A 22,762-nucleotide genomic window follows, 5' to 3' on the forward strand; every position below is an offset into this window, starting at 1 on the left:
CGTGAGTACAAGAGTCTTCCTCGGATGAATCCGAGGAAGACTTAGGCATTTTCGCGAAGAATTTATGGGGGAGGTGAGAATTGTGAACGGCGAAGATAACAATGAGCAAGCGTCTAAGATCCCTAAGAAAACAGGTAAGCTTCGCTTATTTATCGGTGCTGCGCCCGGTGTGGGCAAGACGTACACCATGTTACGTGAGGCGAATGCGCTGCGTGAGCGCGGTGTTGACATTGTTATTGGCTATGTAGAATTTCATGGACGTCCGGAAACTGCATCTCAAATCAATGGTCTTGAAATCATTCCGTGTCTCGAAATCGAGTTTCAAGGTCGAGTCTTTCAGGAAATTGACGTGGAAGCTGTCATTGCCCGAAAACCGGATGTGGTTGTCGTCGATGAATTGGCTCACACGAATGTACCCGGATCAATGCATACTAAACGATATCTTGACGTGGAGCATATCCTCGACCACGGAATTGACGTGCTAACGGCTGTAAACGTACAGCATATCGAAGGCACCCATGAAGATGCGGAAGAGTTGACGGGCGTAAAGGTTCGCGAAATCATTCCTAGGTCATTTGTAAAAAGGGCTAGTGAGATTGAGGTTATCGATGTCACTCCGGAAACGCTTCGGCAAAGGTTGCGTGATGGTAGCATCTATCCTGCGGATAAAGTCAATCAGGCGCTGAATAATTTCTTTCGTCTGACAAATTTGTCCGGGCTGCGGGAACTTGCGCTGCGCGAGGTCGCTGACGATGTGGATGAACGGTTGCAACAGTCCTACGACCGAAGCAAAATTCCAGGTCCGGTTGGAGCAAAAGAAACCATTCTCGTGTGCGTAAGCTATCCGGAGCGGTGCGATAGGCTAGTTAAAAAAGGGAGCCGAATGGCTGAACGCATGAAGTCGGAACTAATGGTCTTGACGATTATGGACGGACTTGAAGATGACTTGTCCGATAGAGACAAAACACGGCTTGCGGCACTAAGAACAATTAGTCAGAAGTACGATGCCAGACACATTGTTGAGCCGAGAAATGACCGTAAAATCGGTGAGGTTATCATGGATGTCGCACAGAGGTTAAACATCACGCAAATCGTTATTGGGCAACCGAAAGCAAGTCAGAAATGGGCATTTTGGCGAGACAATCCAGTGAAATACCTTTTGCAACACATGAAGTATGTCGATCTGCGCATCGTCGGGTGGAAAGAATAACATGGAAGCGGGAGAAAAAGAAATGGCACGCAAAGGGCGACTAACTATTTATGTAGGTGCTGCACCAGGCGTTGGGAAAACCTATAAAATGTTGCAAGATGCCAACGATTGGTTAGCGAGAGGGATGGATGTCGTGATTGGACTTGTTGAGACCCACGGACGTCCTGACACGGCAGCCCAAATTGACAACCTAGAAACTATCCCAAAACGCTTGATATTGATTGAGGGTAGGACCTATGAGGAGCTGGATGTCGAAGGAATCCTGAAACGAAACCCCAAAATTGTCCTGATTGATGAATTAGCTCATACGAACGTTCCCGGTTGCGAACGTGAGAAACGGTATCAAGATATTGAATACATCCTTGAGCATGGAATCAACGTGGTCACAGCGGTCAATATCCAGCATTTAGAAAGCCTGCGAGATAAGGTGGAGCACATCACAGGGGTCAGGGTCCGTGAGCGTGTGCCAGATTGGTTTATGGACTTAGCTCGCGAAGTGAAGCTGATTGATGTTAGCCCAGAAACGCTGCAGCAGCGCCTAGTTGAGGGAAAGATTTATTCGCTCGATAAAGTAGACCGCGCTCTCGACAATTTTTTCCGCATCGGAAACCTGTCTGCTCTTCGCGAAATTGCTTTGTTGGAAGTAGCAGACGATGTGGATCAACGACTCGACCAACAACGTTTGAGGGAAACGGGACAACATAAATCAAGGAAACCCAAAGAAAATATTCTCGTATGCGTCAATTATCGTCCTCACTCAGAAAAACTGATTCGACGTGGATGGAGGATTGCGGACAGACATAAGGCAAAACTTTATGTCCTTGTCGTTTTGTCTGACGAAGAGATGACTGAGGATGAACAGAAGGATTTGCAGCGAATCAAAGAGTTAAGTGAACAATTTGATGCCACGTTCATCACGCAAAAGGCAAACGAAAGGGGCGTTGGCGACACGATTGTTGAAGTGGCGAAAGAGCTTCGTGTATCTCAATTGGTAATCGGTCAACCGCTTCCGGCTAGGACGTGGATCGGTAAACTACAGGGAAATCCAGTGGATTATGTTCTCGAGAACGCAGAATTTGTGGACTTGTATGTAGTCTCCAATTCCAGGGAGCTAAGGTGCTGAAAACACATGACGACAAAACGGACACCACGCGGTGGGGTGACATTGTTTCTAGGGGAAGCTGATGGCAATTCCAAAACTTGGTCACCCTACGCTATGGTTACGATATTTATTGCTCTACTGACGGCTCTTCTGCATCCCCTGCAAGCGTCGTCATTCGAGTTAGTCAATATCGCATTATTATACCTGCTCCCCGTCCTCATCAGCGCAGTGAAGTGGGGTCTACGCCCTGCTTTTTATGCTGCAGTAGTCGGTCTGGTAGCATTCGATTGGTTTTTTGTACCGCCATTATACAGCTTTGCGGTGTCTGACTTACGGTACGTCATCTCCTTCGCTGTTTTTTTGACCGTAGCGACACTGACCGCAAGTCTCGCTTCAAAGTTACGTGCGCAACTGAACACCGTCAGACAGCGTGAGGCGGTCACAACCGCCTTGTACACGCTGAGCCGCGAAATTACCGCTATCGGAGATTTGAGTACGGTGCTAGCGACCGTAGTCCGACAAATCTCAGAAACGGTTGGCACCGAGGTAGGGATTTTCCTCCCTGACCCAGAAGGGGAGTTGCAGTTGTCAGCCCATTCTGATGAGCGTTCCGAATGGGGAAGCAACCCATCTGAACTGACGATTGCCAGATGGGTGTTCCGTAACGGAGAAATGGCGGGACGGGGTACACAAACGTTACGTGAGTCTCCAGATTTGTACGTCCCGTTACGGACGGAAGAGCAAACCCATGGTGTACTTGCCGTCAACTTAGGAAGAGCAGAATCACTTGATGATCCAGAACGATTCAGATTGATCGATGCACTCGCCAGGCTAGCCGCTGTCGCCATAGCCAAGGTGAAACTCTCGGAAGAGGCAAAGGTGGCTCAACTTACGGCAGAGTCCGAAAGGCTTAGGACGGCTATCCTGGATTCACTTTCCCATGAACTCCGTACACCGTTGGCAACGATTATTGGAGCGGTCACCGGGCTATTGGATGCGGGAGATGTTTTTACAACGGATGATCGCAATGAACTACTCAAAACCATTCGTGATGGTGCTATGCGAATGAATCGATTAGTGACCAATCTACTGGGCATGGTTCGCCTCGAAAGTGGAATGTTGCAATTGCACAAGGGATTGTGTGATGTAGAGGATATTATCGGTGTCGTCTTAAGACAGGTTGAAGACGCTTTGCAAAACCGCAAGGTAAGGGTCATTTTTGATCCGAAAACCCCTCGTGTGCCAGTCGATGATGTCCTAATGGAGCAAGTCTTGGTCAATATTTTGAGTAATGCAATTAAGTACTCGCCGGACAAAAGTGACATCATAGTTTCCGTACAGCACATCGGAGACGAGGTAACGATTGCAGTATCTGACCAAGGAATCGGGATACCAAAACAAGACGTTGAACGGATATTCGAGAAATTTCATCGCTCACCACGAACGCTAAACATTCCTGGTACCGGGTTAGGTTTAGCCATATGTAAGGGTATCGTCGAGGCACATGGAGGAAGGATTAGTGCCGAACCGAATCGTGAAATTGGCACCACCTTTACCATCTTTCTTCCAGTTACAGATATCAACAATAAGAAAGAAGGCATCCACTATGTCGCAACCGGGCGCGAAGATTCTCGTGATCGATGATGAGCCACAAATTCGAAAGATGCTGCGGATAACATTGCAAGCGCACGGGTTTTCAGTGAGTGAGGCGGGATCTGGTGAGGACGGAATTATCCAGGTATCAACGGTGCGCCAGGATTTAGTCATCCTCGATTTAGGCTTGCCAGATATTCAGGGAATCGAGGTTCTTCGTCAAATTAGAGAATGGTCAGAGGTTCCGGTCATCGTTTTAACTGCCAAAGACCGTGAAGAAGACAAGATTTTAGCGTTAGAAAGCGGTGCTGATGACTATGTGACGAAACCCTTTGGCATGGGTGAACTCGTGGCAAGAATCCGCGTTGCATTAAGGCACGGCGCCAAATCCAAAGATGATGATGGTCCTGTACTGACTTTTGGTGCGCTCGTCATTGATGTGTCTCGACGTACGGTTGAATTGAACGGGGAAAAGATTAAACTCACACCCATCGAATACGATCTGCTCACTGTGCTTGCCAAGAATGCTGGACGAGTGATCACGCATCGTCAGTTGTTCGAACAGGTTTGGGGTGGGAAATTCCAGGAATCGGATAGTCAGTACGTACGGGTTCATATTGGGCATTTACGCAAGAAGCTTGAGAAGGACGAAACTAGAGGGACGTTAATCTTAACAGAACCCGGGATGGGTTACAGATTTGACGACAGAGTTTCGCCATAAAAAGAGTAAGGAGTGGAATGAGAACAACTAGGAAATTATATTCATAGGTGATGCTCATTGATGGTTACTGTAGGAACTGCGATTGTTTTTATATTCTATCCAATCATAGATCAGACGATCTTGCCGAAGATAAGGATGAAGGGAAAGTCTACCACTGCCCAGTGTGCTGGGATGTGTTGTTTTCAGACATGACAGACAGTAATCCTTTAGAGGCATAATGATATTGCCGTCGGCGTATCAACGGATACGCCTTTTTTCGTTTGTCGAACGTTTTAGCCTTAGGATGGTTACATGGAACTTCCAATATCGTACTGTAGGGGGTCGCGCCAGCGCCCCCCTCTTGAGACTGTGTCCTATATTAAGAATTGGTTAAAAACTGCTCAACCAGTGTCCGTACAATTTCCACGAGAGCAATCTAATCAACGGATTGTCACGAACATGAGTAACTGCCATGAAACACAAGGGGCGCAATTATGTGCCCCTTCTTTGTGAACTAATGGCGCAAATGATATGGGACTGTAGAAACGACGACATCTTTATGCCGCAGCATCCACGCCCTGATGAGTAATGATGTCTGGTTGTGAAGAATATGGTGCCACCATTTTTTCGGTACAAATTGAGCGATTAACAGCTGAATATGATCGGGTTTACCACCTTCGTAATTCTCCAATCGTCGAATGAACTTCGACAACGGATGAAGAAGTGAACGATATTCACTTTTTATGGTGACCAGTCTGCATGGCGAGCCCCACGCCTTCCATTTTTGTTCCATCCTTTCAATGGATTCATCATCAAATCCGATATAAAGCGCAATCACATCCTGACTGCTGCTTTGAGCGAATGAAATGGTATCTACAACAATACGATGAATTCCGGAAACGAGTACAACTGATAGAATACGGTGTGTTTGGGGGTGGACAGTTTTTAGATCAATACGAAGTTCGTCTGCAACGTCTTCGTAATGCTTCCGTATTTTCATCGCGCAAAAGATTAATACAGGTAAAGCAATGAGTACAATCCAAGCACCACCGGTGAACTTTGTTACTGCAAAGATGATAGCTACTAATGCTGTAACCAAGGCACCAAATGCGTTAACTGCAGCCTTAACATGCCACAATTTCCCCTTTATTTTAAACCACCGCTTCGTGAGACCCAATTGAGCGATAGTGAACGCCATAAATACACCGATCGCATAGAGTGGAATTAATGCATTGGTTTGGGCATGGAATATTTCAATTAACAGAGCTGCCAGTGCAGAAAGCACAATCATACCGTTGGAGTACCCCAACCTGTCTCCGCGAAGTGCTAGAGCCCGTGGCAAAAAACGATCATGAGCGAGTAAAGCTGCGAGTTGCGGAAATCCAGTAAACGTGGAATTAGCAGCTAAAATCAAAACTACAAACGTAAAAATGATGATGATTTGATACATCAATCCATGCCCGAAATACAACCCCGCCAATTGAGAAAGCATTGTGTTATTTGGATTTACCGATATTCCCTTAACATACAGGTGATAGGCGAATCCAAGCAACGTCACACCCGTAATAGTTCCTAATGCGATATAAGCTTTAATGGCACCATTTTTTCCTTCTCGAAAAACAGGGACCGCATTGGAAATGGTCTCAATACCCGTAAGAGACGAGCATGCTGAACTAAAAGCTTTGAGCAAGAGCATGGTTGTGAGCCCTTGAGGAATCGTTCCAAACGGAGGGGTTACGGGCTGGACGAACCCATGGCGAAATTCGTCAACAAATCCAGCCACGATGAGAAGAATCATGCATGCCATAAAAATGAATGTCGGATAGGCAAATACCTTCGCTGACTCCGATACTCCACGAAGGTTAATCAACAAGATGATGAAGATGCACAAAATCGAAAGCAACGTTTCATGCCTAACGAGGATTGGGTACGAAGAAGCCATAGTTTGAATACCCGAAGAAACGGACACGGCAACTGTCAGCACGTAATCTACGAGCAGGGCGCTCGCGGCAATTAGAGAAACCACGGGTTTCTTGAAATTGTCCTTGGCGATTGCGTATGCACCACCGCCAGTTGGATAAGCGATAACCCCCATAATGTACGATACAATTAGAAACGTAAGCAGTATGACTGTGGAACTCGTGATAGGAATAATCATCCACTTGGCTTTGACGCCTAAATGTGCTAACTCGGTAATTCCAGCCTCAGGACCGTATGCCACGGATGAGTACAGGTCGGCAGCAAGGATTGGAAGTGCAATAAGCCAAGTCAATTTCATATGGGGTTGATTCAGTTCACGAGAGCGCATGGGGCGACCCACGAGTATCCGTTTAACGTTGCCAAAATTAAATAAGGCAAAGGCGATTGCCGCGATGATGATGCAAATTAGAACAGGGTGAATCCAAGGATATTCCTTGTGCATGTTTTAACTTCCCCTCTGAACGTGTACCTAGAGTCTCTGACTCACTTGTTTAGTTTGCGTAAAAAACACAAAACGACCCACGGAGGGGTCGTCACAAACCTCTCCTGCAACGCCTGCGAAGTTAGCTGACGGGTTTGGGTGGCAAGAATCTTCACCCTTCCAACATGGATTCACCCCAAAAGAATGGTTCCTCCGCTCCCAGCAGGGATTAGGCGTATATTAAAATTTGACTTGAATTATTGTAGTCTCGTTTTAACAAAATTCAAGACCAAAATATCGATTTAGTTTGGATGTGATGACATGGATTCGGCGGGTAATCCAGAAAGGATTTGTGTGTAGATTAGTGTAGAATGAACCCCTCTTATTGAACTAGGGAGGGTTAGTTCAAGAAGCGTGCGACTGAAGATAACGCTAATTACAATATCGTTATTTTGTCCAGCAGACACCATGACGGTGTTCTGTTTTTCGTCTCTATATATGCCTTCTTGAGCATAGGGACATTTACTCGATGGGCAGTCGAGTAGGGATCAGGTCCAGCGTCGCTGGGAAAACTGAGTGTGTGTATGGTTTTTATCGCGAAAGCCATATCAGTCTGTGTTATGGAGGATATGGAGTGGACAATTGTTTTAACAATTTAACTGACGAAATCAGAATAATATTGACCCGATTTGAAGAACGAGCTGTAGAACAGCTGCATGCAGTAGAAAAAAGTATAAATACTGTTTCATATGATGTGTCACGACGACTTCAAATCGTTAACGAGCACCTTGATGATGTGCGACGAGCGATAAGCTCGCTTCATGACGTTACTCAGAGCGCTAACAAGTTAAGCCCCGATACGTTTGAGTACGTGGAAGAAAGCGCTGAATTTGAAGACACTGAGGGTTCGAAAGAAGATCTTGAAAGGATTTGGCGTAGCGCCTTAATGTTTATTCGTGCACATATTGGATCCGAAGCCGCATTTAAAACGTGGTTCAGGGAGACGAGAATAGAGCAACTAAATGCAGAAAATCGAACGGTAACCATTAAGACAAAAACCCCATTTGTACGTCAGTGGTTAGAGGGACATTACAGCGCCTTGGTGGAGCAGGCACTATCCATCGTAACGAACCAAGAACTTCAAGTTAGATTTGTTACAGAGCATAAACCTTGATTGCAATACATCATTTACTTTGACGTGTTCAATTAGAATCATCTTTCTCGTCTTTCCATGTGATTAAATTGTCTACAAACTGAAGCACAAACCTTTGCTCACTTAGAGAACGGTACCGTAACTTAGCCGTAATTTCATTTAATATGTATTGGGAAGTGTTTGCCTCATTTACGTCCATACTTTTGAATAATTCATCATACTTCATGTTAATCGCATGAAGTATCTTGTCTAGACTAACGACGGTTAAGTTTTGTTCCCCGCGTTCAACGGAACCAATATAACTTTGTGTCATGCCAGCTAGTTCGGCAACTTCATCCTGCGTAAGTCCTCGACCTTTTCGATGTGCCCGTAACCGCATACCGATTGTTTTTAGTACATCATCCAACAAACATTCACCTCATGTAATTTGTATGATTTTCATACTAACGTTCACGGGAAAATGAAACAACGATAAGTGCGAGGGGGGTGGACGAGTTATGCTAAAAAACAGAGTGCTCACGCACTCTGCTTCTTATTTTATCAACCGCCTGTACCTCTCCAAGTTGATCTCGTTATGGCACGATCTACAATAGGATTTGAAATAGCGCGGAGGTCTCTTGTTTCTGTAGAACTCGTCCAGTGTCTTCATTTTCTTACATCTAGCACACTGTCGACCAACGACCCCATTCACTTCGACGATTGGCTTTCTAGGTCTGCCTCGCTTCTTTGGATCCTTCCGGTCGCCTATATGCTGCAGTGGTTTTCGCAACCTTAAGATCTTCGCTTGTCTTTTGATACTACTGTACATGTTTCATGACCCTTTCTTTCTCCGATTGTGGTGGTACTGCTTTTTGCATGAACGACACATGGATTCAAAATACAGCCTTTTCGCATGGCTAAATCCAAATTCCTTAAGTGGTTTGGCTTGTCCACATTGAATGCAGAATAGCCCAGCTTGCCCATCTACAACGGTTAGTCGTCTCAGTGGACGACCGTTCCCAATTGGATGGCGGTACTTCTGCTCTGCCCGCGCTATCTTGCTCGTGTTCTGGATTCTCTTATCTTTGAATCGTGGTCTTGACCTTGACATAAGCTTGTTCCTTTCTGACTTAGTTGGGTTCTTACATTAGATTTCTATGTGTGAGAAATAGATGTTATGACATCTATTTTAGGTTTGAAATAATTGCTTTTGTGATTCATAAAGGGTATGACCTGTGCATAAAGACCCGAACCAAAAAGTGCCCCTAAAACTATTTAGAGGTTTAAATAAAGTAAGTACCGTTCAAAATATCGGTGTATCTTTCATTGCGATTGCCGCAAATCAAGGATGGAGGGATTGTTATGAAAACACTCGATTCAAAGAAAATCAGAGTTACGGCTGTTCACTACGTTCAGGATGAAATGGCAGCCTCTAGATGGTTTGAGTTGTATGTCCAACTTGCAAAAGAAGCAATGATTGCAAGCGTGTCTCATAAAATGGCACATAGGAAAGAGGGGGACCCTGAGTGAGAGCAGTGGCGTATTACCGTGTTTCTTCAGATTTGCAGGATCATTCATTGGATATGCAAAAACACATGGCTCTTTTAGCTGCCGTTAAACATGATTTGGTCATTGAGGACGTGTACGACGAAGAGGTTTGTTCCGCTCGTCAAGTACCCCTTTCGGCTCGCCGGCGCATGATGGATTTAATGGACGACATTCGTGCGGGGAAAGTCACACACGTGTTGGTCTATAAACGAGATCGAATGGCACGCAAATCCCACGAGTACATGACCATTTATAGGCTGTTTAAAGAACACGGCGTCACCGTCGTCTTTACGGCGGATAATGAATTCCCGATTCACTATGACGGGGTGGGTGATTACGTAGAACTCATCATGTCGGGTTTGATTGAACGGGAAGGAGATTTAATCAGTAAACGTATTCGGGACACGAAGGTGGCAAACTTCCTTAAAGGTACACTTGTTGGTCCGTTGCCATATGGCTATTGGGCAGTTGAAGAAAAAACGAAGGAACGACTTCGACGCAAAGAGGACGAATTACGGATTGTCCGTGAGATTTTCGACATGGTCATAACCGGGAAATACGATAAATTAAACGATATTCGAAAAGTGTTGAACAACAAGGGGTATCGACGTGTGTATGAAAAGGACACGGAGTACCACAAAAAAGGGGATATTCGAGAGTGGAAGGTTCCAGACATCGAAAAAATCCTTGAGACAACACTCTATTATGGTGTCCATCAGATGACTTTTAAAGGGATGGATGACCCGATTCGATATCCTAGACCTGAAGCGAAAATTATTGAACGCGACCTCTGGGAGGAGGCACAGCGTCAAGTTAAACGAATGAATCCTTCGGATGACGATGATGATGAGCAAGAAGGGGTACCGATTACATTTTACGCAAAGGAACTTGTGTATTGTGGCATTTGTAAAGAACCGCTAACAACCAAAATTCGTCATCCCAAAGCAAAGAAGACAGGCTTTTATGAATGTGAGAAACATGGGTTTCGTATCGAACAGCGCGCATTAGAAGATCTGTTGTTAACCCGGGCAAAAGAGACGTTTCGTTCACTCATGAACAGTGATTTATCGCAACTCATGAAACGTTATCGTGAGCAGACTGAAGCTCGCTTGAAGTCACTTCTCCAAAGAAAGGAAAAACAACTCAAAGACGCAAAAGACACAATGTTGAAGTCTGCAGAGTTGTACGTAAAATCGGACAAAGAAGATACAAGAAAGAATCGAATAAAGGTGATTCTTGAGAAACACGTGGACTACGACAGCATCAATAAGTCTTGTGAGGAAATTGTCGCGTGTTTGGATAAGTTGAGGGAAATCGAGCAATTACCCGCCTATTTTCATGAGCAAATTCAAGAGCGACTGCAAGAAACGATAAGAAGTGAAGAAAACACGCCGATTCTTTTACGAGACGTAATCGCCCGTGTAGATATATTCGAATACGACGTTCAAATTGCCATTAAACATCCATTTTTACAATCAAAGGAGGTGTATGCCGATGTCGCTTCACAATAATATCCCCCAGGGCATTGGTGTGATCTATGTACGTTATTCGACAAAAAAACAAGAGAAAGAACTTCAGGTTGGCACGATTGAACGTGTAAAGAAAAAGTACAATATGACAGCGGATGAAATCTATCTCGATCCAGGAGTATCTGCCACAAAGGTACCCAAAGACAAGCGTCCTGATTTGCAAAGGTTACTTAATGACGCGAAAGCAGGAAAATTTCAATATATCTTGACGTACAACAGTGACCGATTAGCTCGTAACGCAACCGAGCATCGGGAAATTCGTGTTGAGATGGCGCGACTCGGTATCCCGATCATCCTGTGTAGCACGGAAACGATCTACGACACGGGAGATTTGGTTGGGCAACTCGTTCAAGACGGTTTTACGCAATTCGAAGCGGAACAGATTCGTGCTCGGACTCGTGATATGGTCCGCACAAGGGCTGTACAAGGAAAGTGGTTTAGTGGACCCTTGCCCTATGGTTACACATTTAACGAAAAAACCCAACAATACGAGCCTACTCCTGAAGCTAAGGTTCACGTTAAAGAGATGTTTGCCGCTTATATGCGTGGGCAAAGTTTCAGCTCCATTGCCGCAGGTCTTCCTATTGAACAGAACCACGGGAGAAAGTGGACCAAAGAAAGGGTAAGGAGTATTATTACCAACCCGTTCTACGCAGGCAAGACGCGGGTGTTTAAATCAAATCCCAAATCACCGAACTCCATTTTACCAAAGGAAAAATGGGTAATGGGGGATTCGGACAAGATTGTCCCCATCATTACAATGGAGCAATGGGAACAATGTTGGCATCTGTTCGAACAAAAACGCCAGGGAATCGTTCCCCCACGTACATTCAACACGCCCTATTTATTGAAAGACCTTATTCATTGCTATCACAGTGATGAAGATCAGCCACTAATGTTTTCGAAAAACTACAGCAATCCATCCGATAAAAGAAAGTTACGTGATAGGCGAGTGTATGTCTGCAGTCATCCGTCATGTAATCACAAGATTTTTGCGGAGGATGCTGAAAGGGTTGTCTTACAGGAGGTTGAAGCAATTATTTATCGCCAAGCGGAACGTATTGGGGCTGAACTTAAGCGGCAACTTGAGCATGAACTCAAGGAGCTGCAAGAGGCTATTCGCTCGTTTCAAAAGGCTAATGAAGAAAATGAGATGCTTATTTATCGCGCTGGTCGTGAACTCAAGGCTTTTGCCGAGATGGAGAACAAGGAAGAATCGAAAACACTCAGGTACGTTATGTTGCAATATCGGTTGGAGTTGCAGCAGAAGGTGCAGTCGAATAATGCTTTGATTGAAGAGAAGAAACGTCGAATCCAGTACATCAATGACGTGGAACTGAAGTCGAATACTTGGGCGGATGTTTTATCCGAGGCAGAAGAGTCAAAAGACATGCGTCGTTTGTTGTTGTATTTGTTAAAAGAGGTGATTGTGTATTCTAATAATACAATGAAGGTCGTAGCTCGGATCGATACGGAAATGTGACATACGCTCTATTTCGGATTAAAAACGACAGTGGTTTCACTTCCGTTTTTTAGTTTGTGAAGAAATGTTCTAAAAATCATAGATTAAAAGACTTTGTAGTAGTTCGAATTCAGTTGTTTCAATTCATCCGCCCCCTTGGTACCGGTAATTGTTCCACGCGTACGTATTCGAACACCGCATTTGGTACCATGTAATTACAATTCAACTGGACAAGCGGTACACGCATATCCATTACCTGAGGTGATGGATATGCCGAATCGTTTGACGATTACAGGTGTGCATTACGGACAAGAACATCCTGAAGACCTAAGATTTGACATCCTCCAAATCCTCCTACATTACTTAAAGATTGACCCATCCGCGTGCTACACTAAAAAAGCATCCGATCAAGACGAACCTGGTCAAACGGCAACGAGCCGTAAGCACAGGAGGTAATTATGCCTACATGTGCAATTTACGCTCGCGTGTCTGATGAATCGCAACTTAAGGGTGAGTCAATCGAACACCAAATCTCATTCTGTCAAGAAATCGCAAGACGCCGAAGCATCGAAACAGGTGAACCCTGGATCGTCGCTGATGCGTTAACTTACGTCGACGAAGGTATCACAGGAACGAGCCTTGTGAAACGTGCTGAGGTCCAACGACTTGTTCGAGACGCTCGTGAACGTAAGTTTGATGTAGTCATGTTTAAAGGCATCTCTCGCTTTGCGCGTGATACCGTCGACGCCCTTGTGATGCTGCGTACACTACTCGCGTGTGGTGTACGTGTGGTTTCTATCGAAGAGAATTTCGATAGCCAACGTGACAACGCGGAGTTTGTCTTTACCATCCATAGCGCACTTGCTCAAGCAGAGTCCGAGAAGACCGCTGTTCGTGTACGTATGGGTGCCATGCAAAAAGCACGCGAGGGTAAATGGAATGGTCCCGCACCTGATGGCTATATCCTCAATCCTGAGACGAAACGTCTTGAAATCGACCCGACGTATGCTCCTGTTATCCGTGAGATCTTTTCGCTTTACGTTAATGGATACGGTGTACGTAAAGTTTCGTCGATTTTAAACGAAAACGGGCAACGAACCAAGCGAGGATATCTCTGGACGCAGAGGGCGATTGCACGAATTTTAACGAATCCCGTGTATGTTGGAGACGTTGCTTACGGTCGTCGTGAACGAAAACTCGTGATGCCAAGTGAAGAGGACTTGCTTGCCAGAAGAAAAATGACCATATGGACCAAGAATACTGAGCAAGTGATTGTATGCAGAGATGCACATCCTCCCATCGTTGATCGCGAGACATTCGACAAAGCTGCCGTGCTTATGGCAAAACGTCGGACGAACCCTGGACGATCAGGAGACTTGCAACTCCTAAGTAAAGGATTACTCAAATGCCGATGCGGTAGCAGCATGGTTGTTCACTACAATACACGTGGTACACGGTACTATCGCTGTGCCAGTCAGGCTGAGCGCGGTCGTGGTTTCTGTAATCAGCCGTTCATCCGTGCCGATGATGTTGAGGCATTAATCCTTGATCGTGTTCGTGCTGATGTGGCTGACGTACTGCAATTCAAATTGGAAGACATCATGTACGAGCCAACGTCACAAATAGAGGAAGAAATTCGTGGCGTTCGCAATCAATTGGATAAAGCACTGCGTGCATCACAGTTGTTGTTTGAACGCTTTGCGGATGGACAAATTTCCGAAGAACAATTCGAGCCTATGAACAAGAACTTTCGGGAACGAGTCAGCCAACTCCGTGCATCTGAACAGGATTTACAAAAGGTACGTGATCGCATGTCTGCCCAGGATGATTTCACAGAACTTCTAAAGGACACGATGCGCAATCTTCTCCATGCCAAGACATCCGATGTACATGTCACACGCCAGTTGTTAGAACGGCTGATTCAAACAGTTTTGGTGACGGGTCAGGGGTTAGAAATCACGTATAAATTCAAGCAGTTTTAGTTTTTCCACGTGTTGCAGGATACCACTTGGTGGACCACCAATGACCACCAACTGACTACACATTACACGCCGTTCATCGGTTGGATGTGTCTGGACATAAAAATCAGCCAGCACAAAAGTGCTGACTGATTCAATAACCTCATATTGAAAAATCTAGGTGGAGTCTGCATCAATTCGAAAATGTTCAAAGCCATGGCATCCGCTCACTCAAACGTACAACACCTGAACAAGTGCCCATCGCCTCGGTCGGGGATAGGTCTCCTATAGATTGGCTTGATAGCAAGATTTCAAATCCTGATCGTTTATCACACCATCAAACAACTCGAAATTATCGTTTAGAATATTAAAACTGGTATTGAAACTGAAGAATCCAAAGTTACCCGCCTTAGCCGAGGATTCCTTTTCGTTCGCATCCCACCCACCCATGTTCACTTGGCCGACGAACACCCCTGCGTTCTGCTGTGGTGTATTCGAATTTACAGAGCCACTTAAGATCAATACTGGAATACGAATCCCCCCTTATTTAGAGAACATGAAAGGGTGTATGAGCACGTGTGTTCGTTCCAGTGTTTATTTTACGATCACACATTTCCTGCGACGGTAGGCTTAATATCCGAGTCGATCACCATACCGTCAATGAATTCAAAACTATCCGTCAGTATATTCACGCTGTTATACATACTAAAGAATCCAAAATTACCCGATTTAGCGACTTCGAATTTTTGGTTCGCGTCCCAACCGCCGTTGTTTATTTGGCCGACATAAGCCCCGGCGTTTTGTTGTGGTGTATTCGAATTGAAAGCCCCAATCAAAATGAGTGCTGGAATGTAAATCTCCTCCTTCCCTGTCCTCTGCATCGTTTACATGCGTTCGCTGTGAATAAACCAATATACGCGATTGTATTCGGCGGGTGATTGTCTCCATGCAGGGTATCAGAAAAGGTTGAGTGAAGGTGTGTGTTAAATATTCAATCCCGTGATGGGCTTGAAATCTTGATCGTTTATTACGCCATCGATCATCTCGAAACTGTCTAAAACATAAGATTGTTGATTCAGAACTACGTTGAAAAATCCGAACAGGGAACCGTGCCCTTGATTGACTTTTTGATTCGCGTCCCATCCGCCGCAGTTGATTTCTCCGACGAAAATTCCCCCATTTTGCTGTGGAGAGTTGATGTTAATGGCTCCAAAACAAATCACTGACGCCACACAACTTTCCCTCCAATCAACGTGATTGCAGTTTGATATCTTGATCGTAAATCGGAGTATCAATTGCGTCCGAATCGTACACGTAGTTGAGGTTTTGCATGTCCACGTTCCGATGTCCGTATGTTGTACCCGTCGCGTTGTTTTGTTTTGAGTGCGCATCAAGCCCCGTGATTTTCACGTCTCCTACAAAAATACCTGAGTTCTGTGCCATCGTTGCAACGTTAATGCTGTCGAAACCGACCTGTGTTGTCTCGGCAGTGGATGAGGTTTGATTTTCTTGATAAATTTTCACATCTCGGTCGTCGATCGGCGTATCAATGAAATCACTATCGTACACGAGACTGATGTTTCCGCGAAGCAGATTGCTTGAGCCAATGGAGCCGAGCCCGTTGTTTGACTTTGAATGACTACTGATCCCGCAGACGAGGTTTTGTTCAGAAATGTAAACCCCAGAGTTACTCGTTATGGTCCCTACATTTACAATCACTGGTCTTGGCTTACGTTTTTGATTCACGTATTCATCCCCCAGACGGGCTTGACGTCCTGATCATTGATAACCCCATCCACGACTTCCTGACCATCCATGATGACGTTAACGGTAGCGGCTTCAATGTTTGAAAATCCATATATGGAGGCGTGGGCACTGTTGTATTTTTGGTTGGCATCCCAACCAGGGATGTTGATGTCTCCAACAAAAACCCCTGAGTTCTGCGTAGGGGCATTGACGTTGATGGTTCGAAACGAGATGTGGCACGACATGCATGGTTCACTCCTATGTGATCGCTTTAGACATCGACAGGCAAGGGCGTATTTCAAGAAATTTTATGTGGAAGGAAACATGTCCCAGTCCAACAATTGGGGCGGGAGTCTCATCCCTTTGTTTGGGAAAGGAATCATAACCCTGGGTCGGGGTCTTGAAACTGGGATTCCGGAATATGATTAGGATAGCGGATCCTCACATTCGGTGTACCCTCAGCAACAATGAGGACTAGGTACGCGCGTTGCTTCATAAGGATATAAGTGAATGAATGACTTCGGATGAACGCGAAAAGGAGGGGTTAAGTTGGCATCAGATAACACAGGTAATAACCCCTTCGACCTATTAAAGAACCTAGGGAATTTAGGCGATATTCAAAAATTCTTAGGTGAGGATTTTTTCAAGAATATCCCAATCCCAAACATGCAAAGAGGTAACTTTTTTGACGCCCAACAAGAGAACCATGAAGACGAATTTCCGAGCGTGGATTTGTACAGTCGGGGACACGACCAATTGATTGCGGTTTTCGAGATTCCGGGCTTGACGAACGTATCGGACGTCACACTATCTGTACGGTCCAACATTCTCACAGTGCGGGGGAAAATCACAGCCCGATTTCATCATCGGGATGATACAGTCCTTATGTCTGAATGTCACCACGGCAGTTTCCACCGCCAAGTTGAACTGCCCGCCCCGATACTCGCGAACAGCGTGCAAGCAGTATATAAAAGTGGGCTGTTAATTGTTTACCTAGCGAAAGACACGGCTTATGACAACCCTGACAATATGGTTCCGGTCAATTTTGAGTAAGGGAACCGGCCTTCGCGTAGAACCGGCATTTCCGGCTCAATTGAGGCCGCCGACCGTACGCGTGGACGGCGGTCAGCGGTCTCTTCATCTGGATTAGAACCGACGACCTTGTCCGGACAGCGATTGCTCAGCAAGTGCTACGAGGCGCTTAGTGATTTCCCCTCCGACGCTCCCATTTTGACGTGAACTCGTATCCGCTCCGAGTTGTACGCCAAATTCTTGGGCGATTTCATATTTCATTTGGTCGATCGCTTGTGATGCATTTGAAACCAATTTTTCGTTTCTGGAAGCCAATGTTTTTCCCTCCTTTAGAGATGTATGAAATAGTTGCTGTGAGTGTATTTTGCCGAATTGGTCTCCAGTTATTCTCTTAAAGGGGAAATTGCCTAAAGGGAACCTTAATTTTCATCCATGGCAGTGATTTTTATCAGTCGTCGTTTATCCGACGATGCTACTCTTTACATCGTGATCGTTTAGTTCTTTGATTTGTGCGTCTGACAACAGCAGGGAGATAAATGTCGCTGGGGCAGCGGATACGTTTTCGAAGGAGTGTGGGCACAGCGAGGAAAAGTTAATCAGGTCACCCGCTCGTAGGTGGAGCACTGTCGCACCAACGGTACATTTCAGGTCACCCTCGACGATGTAATGCACTTCGTGCCCTTGATGAACGTGACTCGGGCCACTTTTGTGGGGGCGACAACCGTGACAAACGTCTCTACACCGAGACTGGATACGCTCTTCAATATGGTGATGCCTGGATAGTGCTGAAGGTGTGTCAAAGGGTGATCGTTTGGAATGGGAACGACTGGGGCGTTCAAGCATGCGCGGGCTCGCTTGTCACCGAGAAGTTCGATATGCGACCGCTTGCCGATGCGAGTACTCAGAACATAGACGGCCGATAATACCATGAAGATGGCGCAATCCGCGACAATTGACCACCCCAAATTCCACCACAGTCCGTATGTAAGATAGCCCTGATATACCATGATCCATTCCATCCCCATACCCAACAAAACCCAGCAAGCGGTATATTCCAACCACTTTTTACGCCCTTTGGAATGTATTGGACAAACAGGTGTGCGATACATGGGTATATACCGAAATCGTCAAGTAGTTGAACCACTACAGGCGGGATGAACTGGTTGCCGTGGTACGTCCAAAGCGGATATTGGTTTGTGATGATATCGGACGCAAGACTCATGATGATTCCAACCGCGACACTTGGGAACACGCGGTGAAACTGCTTCCTGTCGCCGAACAGCAATAAGCATCCCCACGCGCCCAAGAATACGAGTAAATAGGTCATCCTCTTACACTCCTCATGCCTGCGTGTGTTTATTTTGTTTGTTATTGCGTGGCTCATTCATCCATGTGGTGAACGCACTGGGGGCGGTTGCACTTGGTGAATGCGCGTTGTACATGCCTATTGTTGGAGAGCGAGTGGGCTAGCGAAACAGGCCGACGAGAATCAACACCACACCCGCAATCATCCAAAAGCGGTGTCCCATCCTGGAAACCTGTCTGCGGACACCGTGCAGGGGAGCCAGCAGAAACCAAAGCGTAAAAAGACCAGCGGCGGCAGAGGTAAACCAGACGCCAATGTGGCAAAATCCAGCACCGAATCCGGCAGTTAGGTTCGCGACCGATTGAGCCAGGAGAACTACCATCATTTCGTGAAAACCTAACTGATCGAAGGTTGCGTCAGCGCGAAATTGCTGCGTGAACGCTTGGAAAAATGTCCAAATACCGATGGAGATGAGTGTGCCTGATCCGAGATAGCTGCATAGGAGCGGTGAAAGGGACCGTTCAATGTGTGCAGCACTCAGTCCGCCCACAAGACATGTACCCACTGAACAGAAGGCGGTACAGAGATAAAAACTGATCGAACGCCAACCCGCCCTGTGGCCACTGGCGTATCCGATACTGATGTCGTCCAGATTCGCGCTGGCACCAATCGCAGCACTAAGCATCCATAAACCTACATTCAACGTTGACGGCCCCCCGTCCACCGGCGCAAAGCTGTTACGAGTAGGATATGGGGGGCGTAGAGAGCGCTACAGGGACAGGCGACTAAATCACGCAATCTACATATTTAAAAGTGCGATGAAAGCCGAGTGGACCATTGTGGATGGTCAACTGACCGCACCTTTTGCACACCTCGCCAGCAAGCGGACAATCCGTACTCACATATCCATCTCCCAGAGGGGGGAAGGCCGTGAGCGAGAGTCGAATCGTCATAGTCAACGTCGAGTATGGTAGGGAGCCGATCTTGGCACTGGGGCAACAATTAGTTGAACTTCTCGTCCGAACGCAAAGGACGAGAAATTTATCCGCCACGGTGGCGAATGGCACAGACGCACCAACCGCGGTCGATTCGCCGAGGTGAGTTTATGACAGTATGTGCGATTTACGCGCGGGTATCGGACGAGTCGCAGCTCAAGGGCGACTCAATCGAGCATCAGATCCGGTATTGTCAGGAACAGGCTCGCAGGCGCAGCGTGGAAGAAGGGGTGCCGTGGGTCATCCCCGAATCTCGCATATACGTCGACGAAGGGATCACCGGTACCAGTATGGTGAAGCGACCCGCCGTGCAGCGCCTCATTCAGGATGCGCGAGGAAAACAGTTTCAGGTGGTTTTGTTCAAGGGGATCTCTCGTTTCGCGCGCGATACGGTTGATGCATTGGTCATGCTTCGAGCGCTTTGTGCCTCTGGCGTACGCGTCATTTCGATGGAGGAAAGCTTTGACAGCCGCCGCGACAACGCGGAGTTCATCTTTACAATCCACAGTGCATTGGCGCAGGCGGAGTCGGAGAAGACGGCGATTCGAGTCCGCGTCGGAGCGTCGCAAAAGGCGAGGTCCGGGAAGTGGAACGGGAAAGCGCCGGATGGCTATGTATTGAACTCACAGACGAAGCACTTGGAGATCGACGAATTGGTCGCGCCCGTGATTCGGGACATCTTCTCGATGTATTTGAGTGGCATGGGTGTGCGAAAGATCGCAGAAATACTCAATTGTACCCGGCGCCTCACAAAGCGAGGCAACCTTTGGACGCAACGCAATATTTCGAGAATACTGAAAAACGACGCATATGCAGGAGACGTGGTATACGGTCGGCGTGAAAAGCGAGTGGCGTATTCGGACGCATCTGATCCGCTTGCGCGAAACAAACGCGCCGTGTGGGTGGATGACCCAGCTCGGTTGGTTGTGTGTCAGAATGCGCACCCAGGCATTGTCACTCGAGAGATTTTTGAAGAGGTTCAGCAGCTCATCAAGAAGCGGCGGACGACGATGTCCGGTCCGACTAAGTCGCCTCATCTACTCACCAAAGGCCTTCTCAGGTGCACGTGTGGCGGAAGCATGACGGTCACCTACAATGGAGCCGGGACCGCCTATTATCGGTGTCTGCGACGGCGCGACTTGGGAAAGTCGGCGTGTGACTGCGGACATGTTCGGGCGAAAGACCTCGAGCGAGAGGTGTTCGCGCGAGTTCGACAGGACGTGTTGGAGGCACTCGAGTTTGACCAGTTGGTCATCCCAAAGGAGCAAGATGAGGTCAATAAGACTCAACTGCGCGCACTCGAGACCCAACTGGAGAAGCAAATCGAGAAATCGCAGATGCTCTTTGACCAATACAGCGACGGCAAATTGTTAGCTGAACAGTACGAGCGGATCAATTTGACAATCCAACATCGCATCCAGGCATTGCGCGACACAATGCGGCAGCTGATGCAGGAAATCGAGTCACAGGAACGGGTGCTCGACGCCGGGCAACGCGTGCGCGAGGCGTTCCGACAGTTTTTGCAGGTGGGTACCACCAACGCTCGATTTGCCCGGGAAATCTTGACCATCTTCGTCGAACGAGTAGAGGTCGTGTCGAGCCGGAATGGTCACAATGAAGTGAAGATTCGCTATCGGTTCGCGCCACCTTTGTAATGGCGCGCTATAGTCCGTCGGTGGTCATCGGACCTCCGATGGCCGTGGCGCCAGTTGATCAAATACGCGCGGTCCTCGACTATGCGACATCGGTGATCGATCCCAGCAAGATCCTCATGGGCGTGTCACTTTATGGGTACGATTGGCCCCTGCCGTACGTGCCTGGGAAGACGCGCGCGAGCGGATTGTCGAACAACGATGCACAGAATCTGGCGATCGCCGAGCAGTCGCCCATTCAGTGGGACCGCGTTTCCGCATCGCCGCACTTTAACTATATGGCGGGAACGACGGAGCACAGCGTGTGGTTCGACGACGCACAGAGCGCCGCGATTAAACTGTCGCTCGTCGACGAGTACGGCCTGCGCGGCATATCCGCATGGGTGCTTGGCAACGAGTTCCCGCAACTCTGGTACCTGCTTGGCGACGAGTTCACCGTGAAAAAGTATTAAACGGACGACGGTTAAGGGAAGAACATCTGTCGGTCGACTCCGCTCTGCATTCACTCGCACCGCTACGCAAATGTGTGCTAGAGTGAATGTGAATGATATGGAGCCACTAGGGGCGCTTTATGCTGAGACAAGGCACACCACCTTGAACCCTTAGCACCTGAACTGGGTAATACCAGCGTAGGGAAGTGGCACGGAGCCGACGTTTTGACTTTTGTCACGCTGTTGTCGCTCCGGCCCCAACTGGTCTCCTGCTCCCAAGGAGGCTCTTGAATTTGCGATTCTCAGAAGAACTGCGAAGAGATGCAGATCTCATCTTCCAATCCATCCGAAATCACCCGTTTGTACAAGGTATTCAACAGGCGAGTTTGAGTCGTGAGCAGATTGTGCACTACGTCCAACAGGACTACCTCTATTTGACGACGTACGCGAAAGTGTACGGCTTGGGCCTGGCCAAATGCAGAACGCGCGACGAGATGCAGGATTTTCATCGCCGCATCGGCTTCATCTTGAACGACGAAGTGCACCCGCACGTCACGCTGTGCCGCGTCGCAGGCGTGTCGTACGAGTCGTTGCAGCGCGGGGCGACGCTGGCGCCGACGGCGCAGCACTACATGTCGCACATGCTCTCGTGTGCGGCGACCGGATCGCTTGGCGAAGTGCTTGCTACGGTCTTGCCGTGTCACTGGACGTATGTCGATCTCGCCACAGATATGATGACGCGCGTCTCACCCACCGCTGATCATCCGTTTTACGACTGGATAGCGTTTTACGCAGATCGCGATATGCATGCGGGGATGGCTGACCTGTGTCGGTGGCTCGACGACTATGCGGCCTCCGCCGGCGAAGAGGACAAGTCGCGTATGCGCACCGGGTTTATGGTGAGCTGTCAGATGGAACGAAGGTTCTTTGAAATGGCGTATACCTTGGAGAGCTGGTAAGAGAAC

Annotated in this window: 24 protein-coding genes and 2 riboswitches; of the genes, 14 read left to right on the plus strand and 10 right to left on the minus strand. The window is 47.3% G+C overall.

Annotated features, from left to right (window positions below):
- Positions 1 to 82: 82 nt before the first annotated feature.
- From NZD89_RS07590 to NZD89_RS07605, 4 genes are read left to right on the plus strand one after another with little or no spacing between them, the layout of a single operon-like run.
- Positions 83 to 1,210, plus strand: coding sequence for a sensor histidine kinase KdpD (locus NZD89_RS07590; protein WP_268007128.1), 1,128 nt, complete (start codon positions 83 to 85; stop codon positions 1,208 to 1,210).
- Between the two features lie 22 nt (positions 1,211 to 1,232).
- The gene (locus NZD89_RS07595) at positions 1,233 to 2,333 is read left to right on the plus strand and encodes a universal stress protein (protein ID WP_284286275.1); all 1,101 of its coding nucleotides are present in this window, start codon (positions 1,233 to 1,235) and stop codon (positions 2,331 to 2,333) included.
- Positions 2,334 to 2,339: 6 nt separating this feature from the next.
- Positions 2,340 to 3,956 (plus strand): ATP-binding protein, encoded by a 1,617-nt coding sequence (locus NZD89_RS07600; RefSeq protein WP_268007130.1) that lies wholly within the window; start codon positions 2,340 to 2,342, stop codon positions 3,954 to 3,956.
- Complete coding sequence (locus NZD89_RS07605) at positions 3,919 to 4,626, plus strand: response regulator (protein ID WP_268007131.1); 708 nt, start codon at positions 3,919 to 3,921, stop codon at positions 4,624 to 4,626. The genes NZD89_RS07600 and NZD89_RS07605 overlap by 38 nt, the downstream gene beginning before the upstream one ends.
- Positions 4,627 to 5,119: 493 nt before the next feature.
- Here the strand turns inward: NZD89_RS07605 and kimA are convergent, their stop codons facing one another.
- Positions 5,120 to 7,027 carry a potassium transporter KimA gene (gene kimA, locus NZD89_RS07610; RefSeq protein ID WP_268007132.1) on the minus strand — a complete coding sequence of 636 codons (1,908 nt, stop codon included), beginning with the start codon at positions 7,025 to 7,027 and terminating at the stop codon, positions 5,120 to 5,122.
- 94 nt (positions 7,028 to 7,121) lie between these two features.
- A riboswitch (cyclic di-AMP (ydaO/yuaA leader) is annotated at positions 7,122 to 7,252 on the minus strand.
- 388 nt (positions 7,253 to 7,640) lie between these two features.
- Here kimA and NZD89_RS07615 point away from each other — a divergent pair.
- Entirely contained in the window at positions 7,641 to 8,180 is a 540-nt protein-coding gene (locus NZD89_RS07615; protein ID WP_268007133.1) for a DnaA N-terminal domain-containing protein, read from the plus strand.
- 28 nt (positions 8,181 to 8,208) lie between these two features.
- Here the strand turns inward: NZD89_RS07615 and NZD89_RS07620 are convergent, their stop codons facing one another.
- Positions 8,209 to 8,565: a helix-turn-helix domain-containing protein gene (locus tag NZD89_RS07620; RefSeq protein WP_268007134.1), complete on the minus strand. Its 357-nt coding sequence runs from the start codon at positions 8,563 to 8,565 to the stop codon at positions 8,209 to 8,211.
- Positions 8,566 to 9,500: 935 nt separating this feature from the next.
- Here NZD89_RS07620 and NZD89_RS07625 point away from each other — a divergent pair.
- The 4 genes from NZD89_RS07625 (at position 9,501) to NZD89_RS07640 (ending at position 14,659) form a co-directional block, all read left to right on the plus strand.
- Positions 9,501 to 9,668, plus strand: a complete 168-nt coding sequence (locus NZD89_RS07625; protein ID WP_268007135.1) for a hypothetical protein — start codon at positions 9,501 to 9,503, stop codon at positions 9,666 to 9,668.
- On the plus strand, positions 9,665 to 11,197 hold the full coding sequence (locus NZD89_RS07630; RefSeq protein ID WP_268007136.1) for a recombinase family protein: 1,533 nt from the start codon (positions 9,665 to 9,667) through the stop codon (positions 11,195 to 11,197). Before NZD89_RS07625 ends, NZD89_RS07630 begins: the two co-directional genes overlap by 4 nt.
- Positions 11,181 to 12,698, plus strand: coding sequence for a recombinase family protein (locus tag NZD89_RS07635; RefSeq protein WP_268007137.1), 1,518 nt, complete (start codon positions 11,181 to 11,183; stop codon positions 12,696 to 12,698). Before NZD89_RS07630 ends, NZD89_RS07635 begins: the two co-directional genes overlap by 17 nt.
- 437 nt (positions 12,699 to 13,135) lie before the next feature.
- A complete protein-coding gene (locus tag NZD89_RS07640; RefSeq protein ID WP_268007138.1) occupies positions 13,136 to 14,659 on the plus strand; it encodes a recombinase family protein in 1,524 nt (507 codons plus the stop codon).
- A 959-nt stretch (positions 14,660 to 15,618) separates the two neighbouring features.
- On the opposite strand, the gene NZD89_RS07655 is transcribed toward NZD89_RS07640, so the two are convergent.
- Genes NZD89_RS07655 through NZD89_RS07665 form a run of 3 tightly spaced genes read right to left on the minus strand, consistent with a single transcriptional unit; the run spans position 15,619 to position 16,626 of the window.
- Complete coding sequence (locus NZD89_RS07655; protein ID WP_268007139.1) at positions 15,619 to 15,867, minus strand: hypothetical protein; 249 nt, start codon at positions 15,865 to 15,867, stop codon at positions 15,619 to 15,621.
- 16 nt (positions 15,868 to 15,883) lie between these two features.
- On the minus strand, positions 15,884 to 16,381 hold the full coding sequence (locus NZD89_RS07660) for a hypothetical protein (RefSeq protein ID WP_268007140.1): 498 nt from the start codon (positions 16,379 to 16,381) through the stop codon (positions 15,884 to 15,886).
- Positions 16,378 to 16,626 carry a hypothetical protein gene (locus NZD89_RS07665; RefSeq protein WP_268007141.1) on the minus strand — a complete coding sequence of 83 codons (249 nt, stop codon included), beginning with the start codon at positions 16,624 to 16,626 and terminating at the stop codon, positions 16,378 to 16,380. The genes NZD89_RS07660 and NZD89_RS07665 overlap by 4 nt, the downstream gene beginning before the upstream one ends.
- Before the next feature lie 304 nt (positions 16,627 to 16,930).
- Between NZD89_RS07665 and NZD89_RS07670 the strand changes: the two genes are divergently transcribed.
- Positions 16,931 to 17,434, plus strand: a complete 504-nt coding sequence (locus NZD89_RS07670) for an Hsp20/alpha crystallin family protein (RefSeq protein WP_268007142.1) — start codon at positions 16,931 to 16,933, stop codon at positions 17,432 to 17,434.
- A gap of 93 nt (positions 17,435 to 17,527) precedes the next feature.
- Here the strand turns inward: NZD89_RS07670 and NZD89_RS07675 are convergent, their stop codons facing one another.
- From NZD89_RS07675 to NZD89_RS07690, 5 genes are all read right to left on the minus strand, one after another.
- Positions 17,528 to 17,728, minus strand: a complete 201-nt coding sequence (locus NZD89_RS07675; RefSeq protein WP_268007144.1) for an alpha/beta-type small acid-soluble spore protein — start codon at positions 17,726 to 17,728, stop codon at positions 17,528 to 17,530.
- A gap of 144 nt (positions 17,729 to 17,872) precedes the next feature.
- Positions 17,873 to 18,085: a cupin domain-containing protein gene (locus tag NZD89_RS29515; protein ID WP_369125239.1), complete on the minus strand. Its 213-nt coding sequence runs from the start codon at positions 18,083 to 18,085 to the stop codon at positions 17,873 to 17,875.
- Positions 18,058 to 18,342 (minus strand): hypothetical protein, encoded by a 285-nt coding sequence (locus NZD89_RS07680; RefSeq protein ID WP_268007145.1) that lies wholly within the window; start codon positions 18,340 to 18,342, stop codon positions 18,058 to 18,060. The genes NZD89_RS29515 and NZD89_RS07680 overlap by 28 nt, the downstream gene beginning before the upstream one ends.
- Positions 18,315 to 18,740: a CBO0543 family protein gene (locus NZD89_RS07685; protein ID WP_268007146.1), complete on the minus strand. Its 426-nt coding sequence runs from the start codon at positions 18,738 to 18,740 to the stop codon at positions 18,315 to 18,317. Before NZD89_RS07685 ends, NZD89_RS07680 begins: the two co-directional genes overlap by 28 nt.
- Before the next feature lie 139 nt (positions 18,741 to 18,879).
- Positions 18,880 to 19,422, minus strand: coding sequence for a manganese efflux pump (locus NZD89_RS07690; protein ID WP_268007147.1), 543 nt, complete (start codon positions 19,420 to 19,422; stop codon positions 18,880 to 18,882).
- A gap of 227 nt (positions 19,423 to 19,649) precedes the next feature.
- On the opposite strand from NZD89_RS07690, the gene NZD89_RS07695 reads away from it, so the two are divergent.
- From NZD89_RS07695 to tenA, 4 genes are all read left to right on the plus strand, one after another.
- Positions 19,650 to 19,820 (plus strand): hypothetical protein, encoded by a 171-nt coding sequence (locus tag NZD89_RS07695; RefSeq protein ID WP_268007148.1) that lies wholly within the window; start codon positions 19,650 to 19,652, stop codon positions 19,818 to 19,820.
- 4 nt (positions 19,821 to 19,824) lie between these two features.
- Positions 19,825 to 21,369 carry a recombinase family protein gene (locus NZD89_RS07700; protein WP_268007149.1) on the plus strand — a complete coding sequence of 515 codons (1,545 nt, stop codon included), beginning with the start codon at positions 19,825 to 19,827 and terminating at the stop codon, positions 21,367 to 21,369.
- Positions 21,370 to 21,407: 38 nt separating this feature from the next.
- Entirely contained in the window at positions 21,408 to 21,818 is a 411-nt protein-coding gene (locus tag NZD89_RS07705) for a glycosyl hydrolase family 18 protein (RefSeq protein ID WP_268007150.1), read from the plus strand.
- Between the two features lie 98 nt (positions 21,819 to 21,916).
- Positions 21,917 to 22,019, plus strand: a riboswitch (TPP riboswitch).
- Between the two features lie 71 nt (positions 22,020 to 22,090).
- Complete coding sequence (gene tenA / locus NZD89_RS07710) at positions 22,091 to 22,756, plus strand: thiaminase II (RefSeq protein WP_268007152.1); 666 nt, start codon at positions 22,091 to 22,093, stop codon at positions 22,754 to 22,756.
- The last annotated feature ends 6 nt before the right edge of the window (positions 22,757 to 22,762 follow it).

The organism is Alicyclobacillus fastidiosus (assembly GCF_026651875.1).
Lineage (GTDB): Bacteria > Bacillota > Bacilli > Alicyclobacillales > Alicyclobacillaceae > Alicyclobacillus > Alicyclobacillus fastidiosus.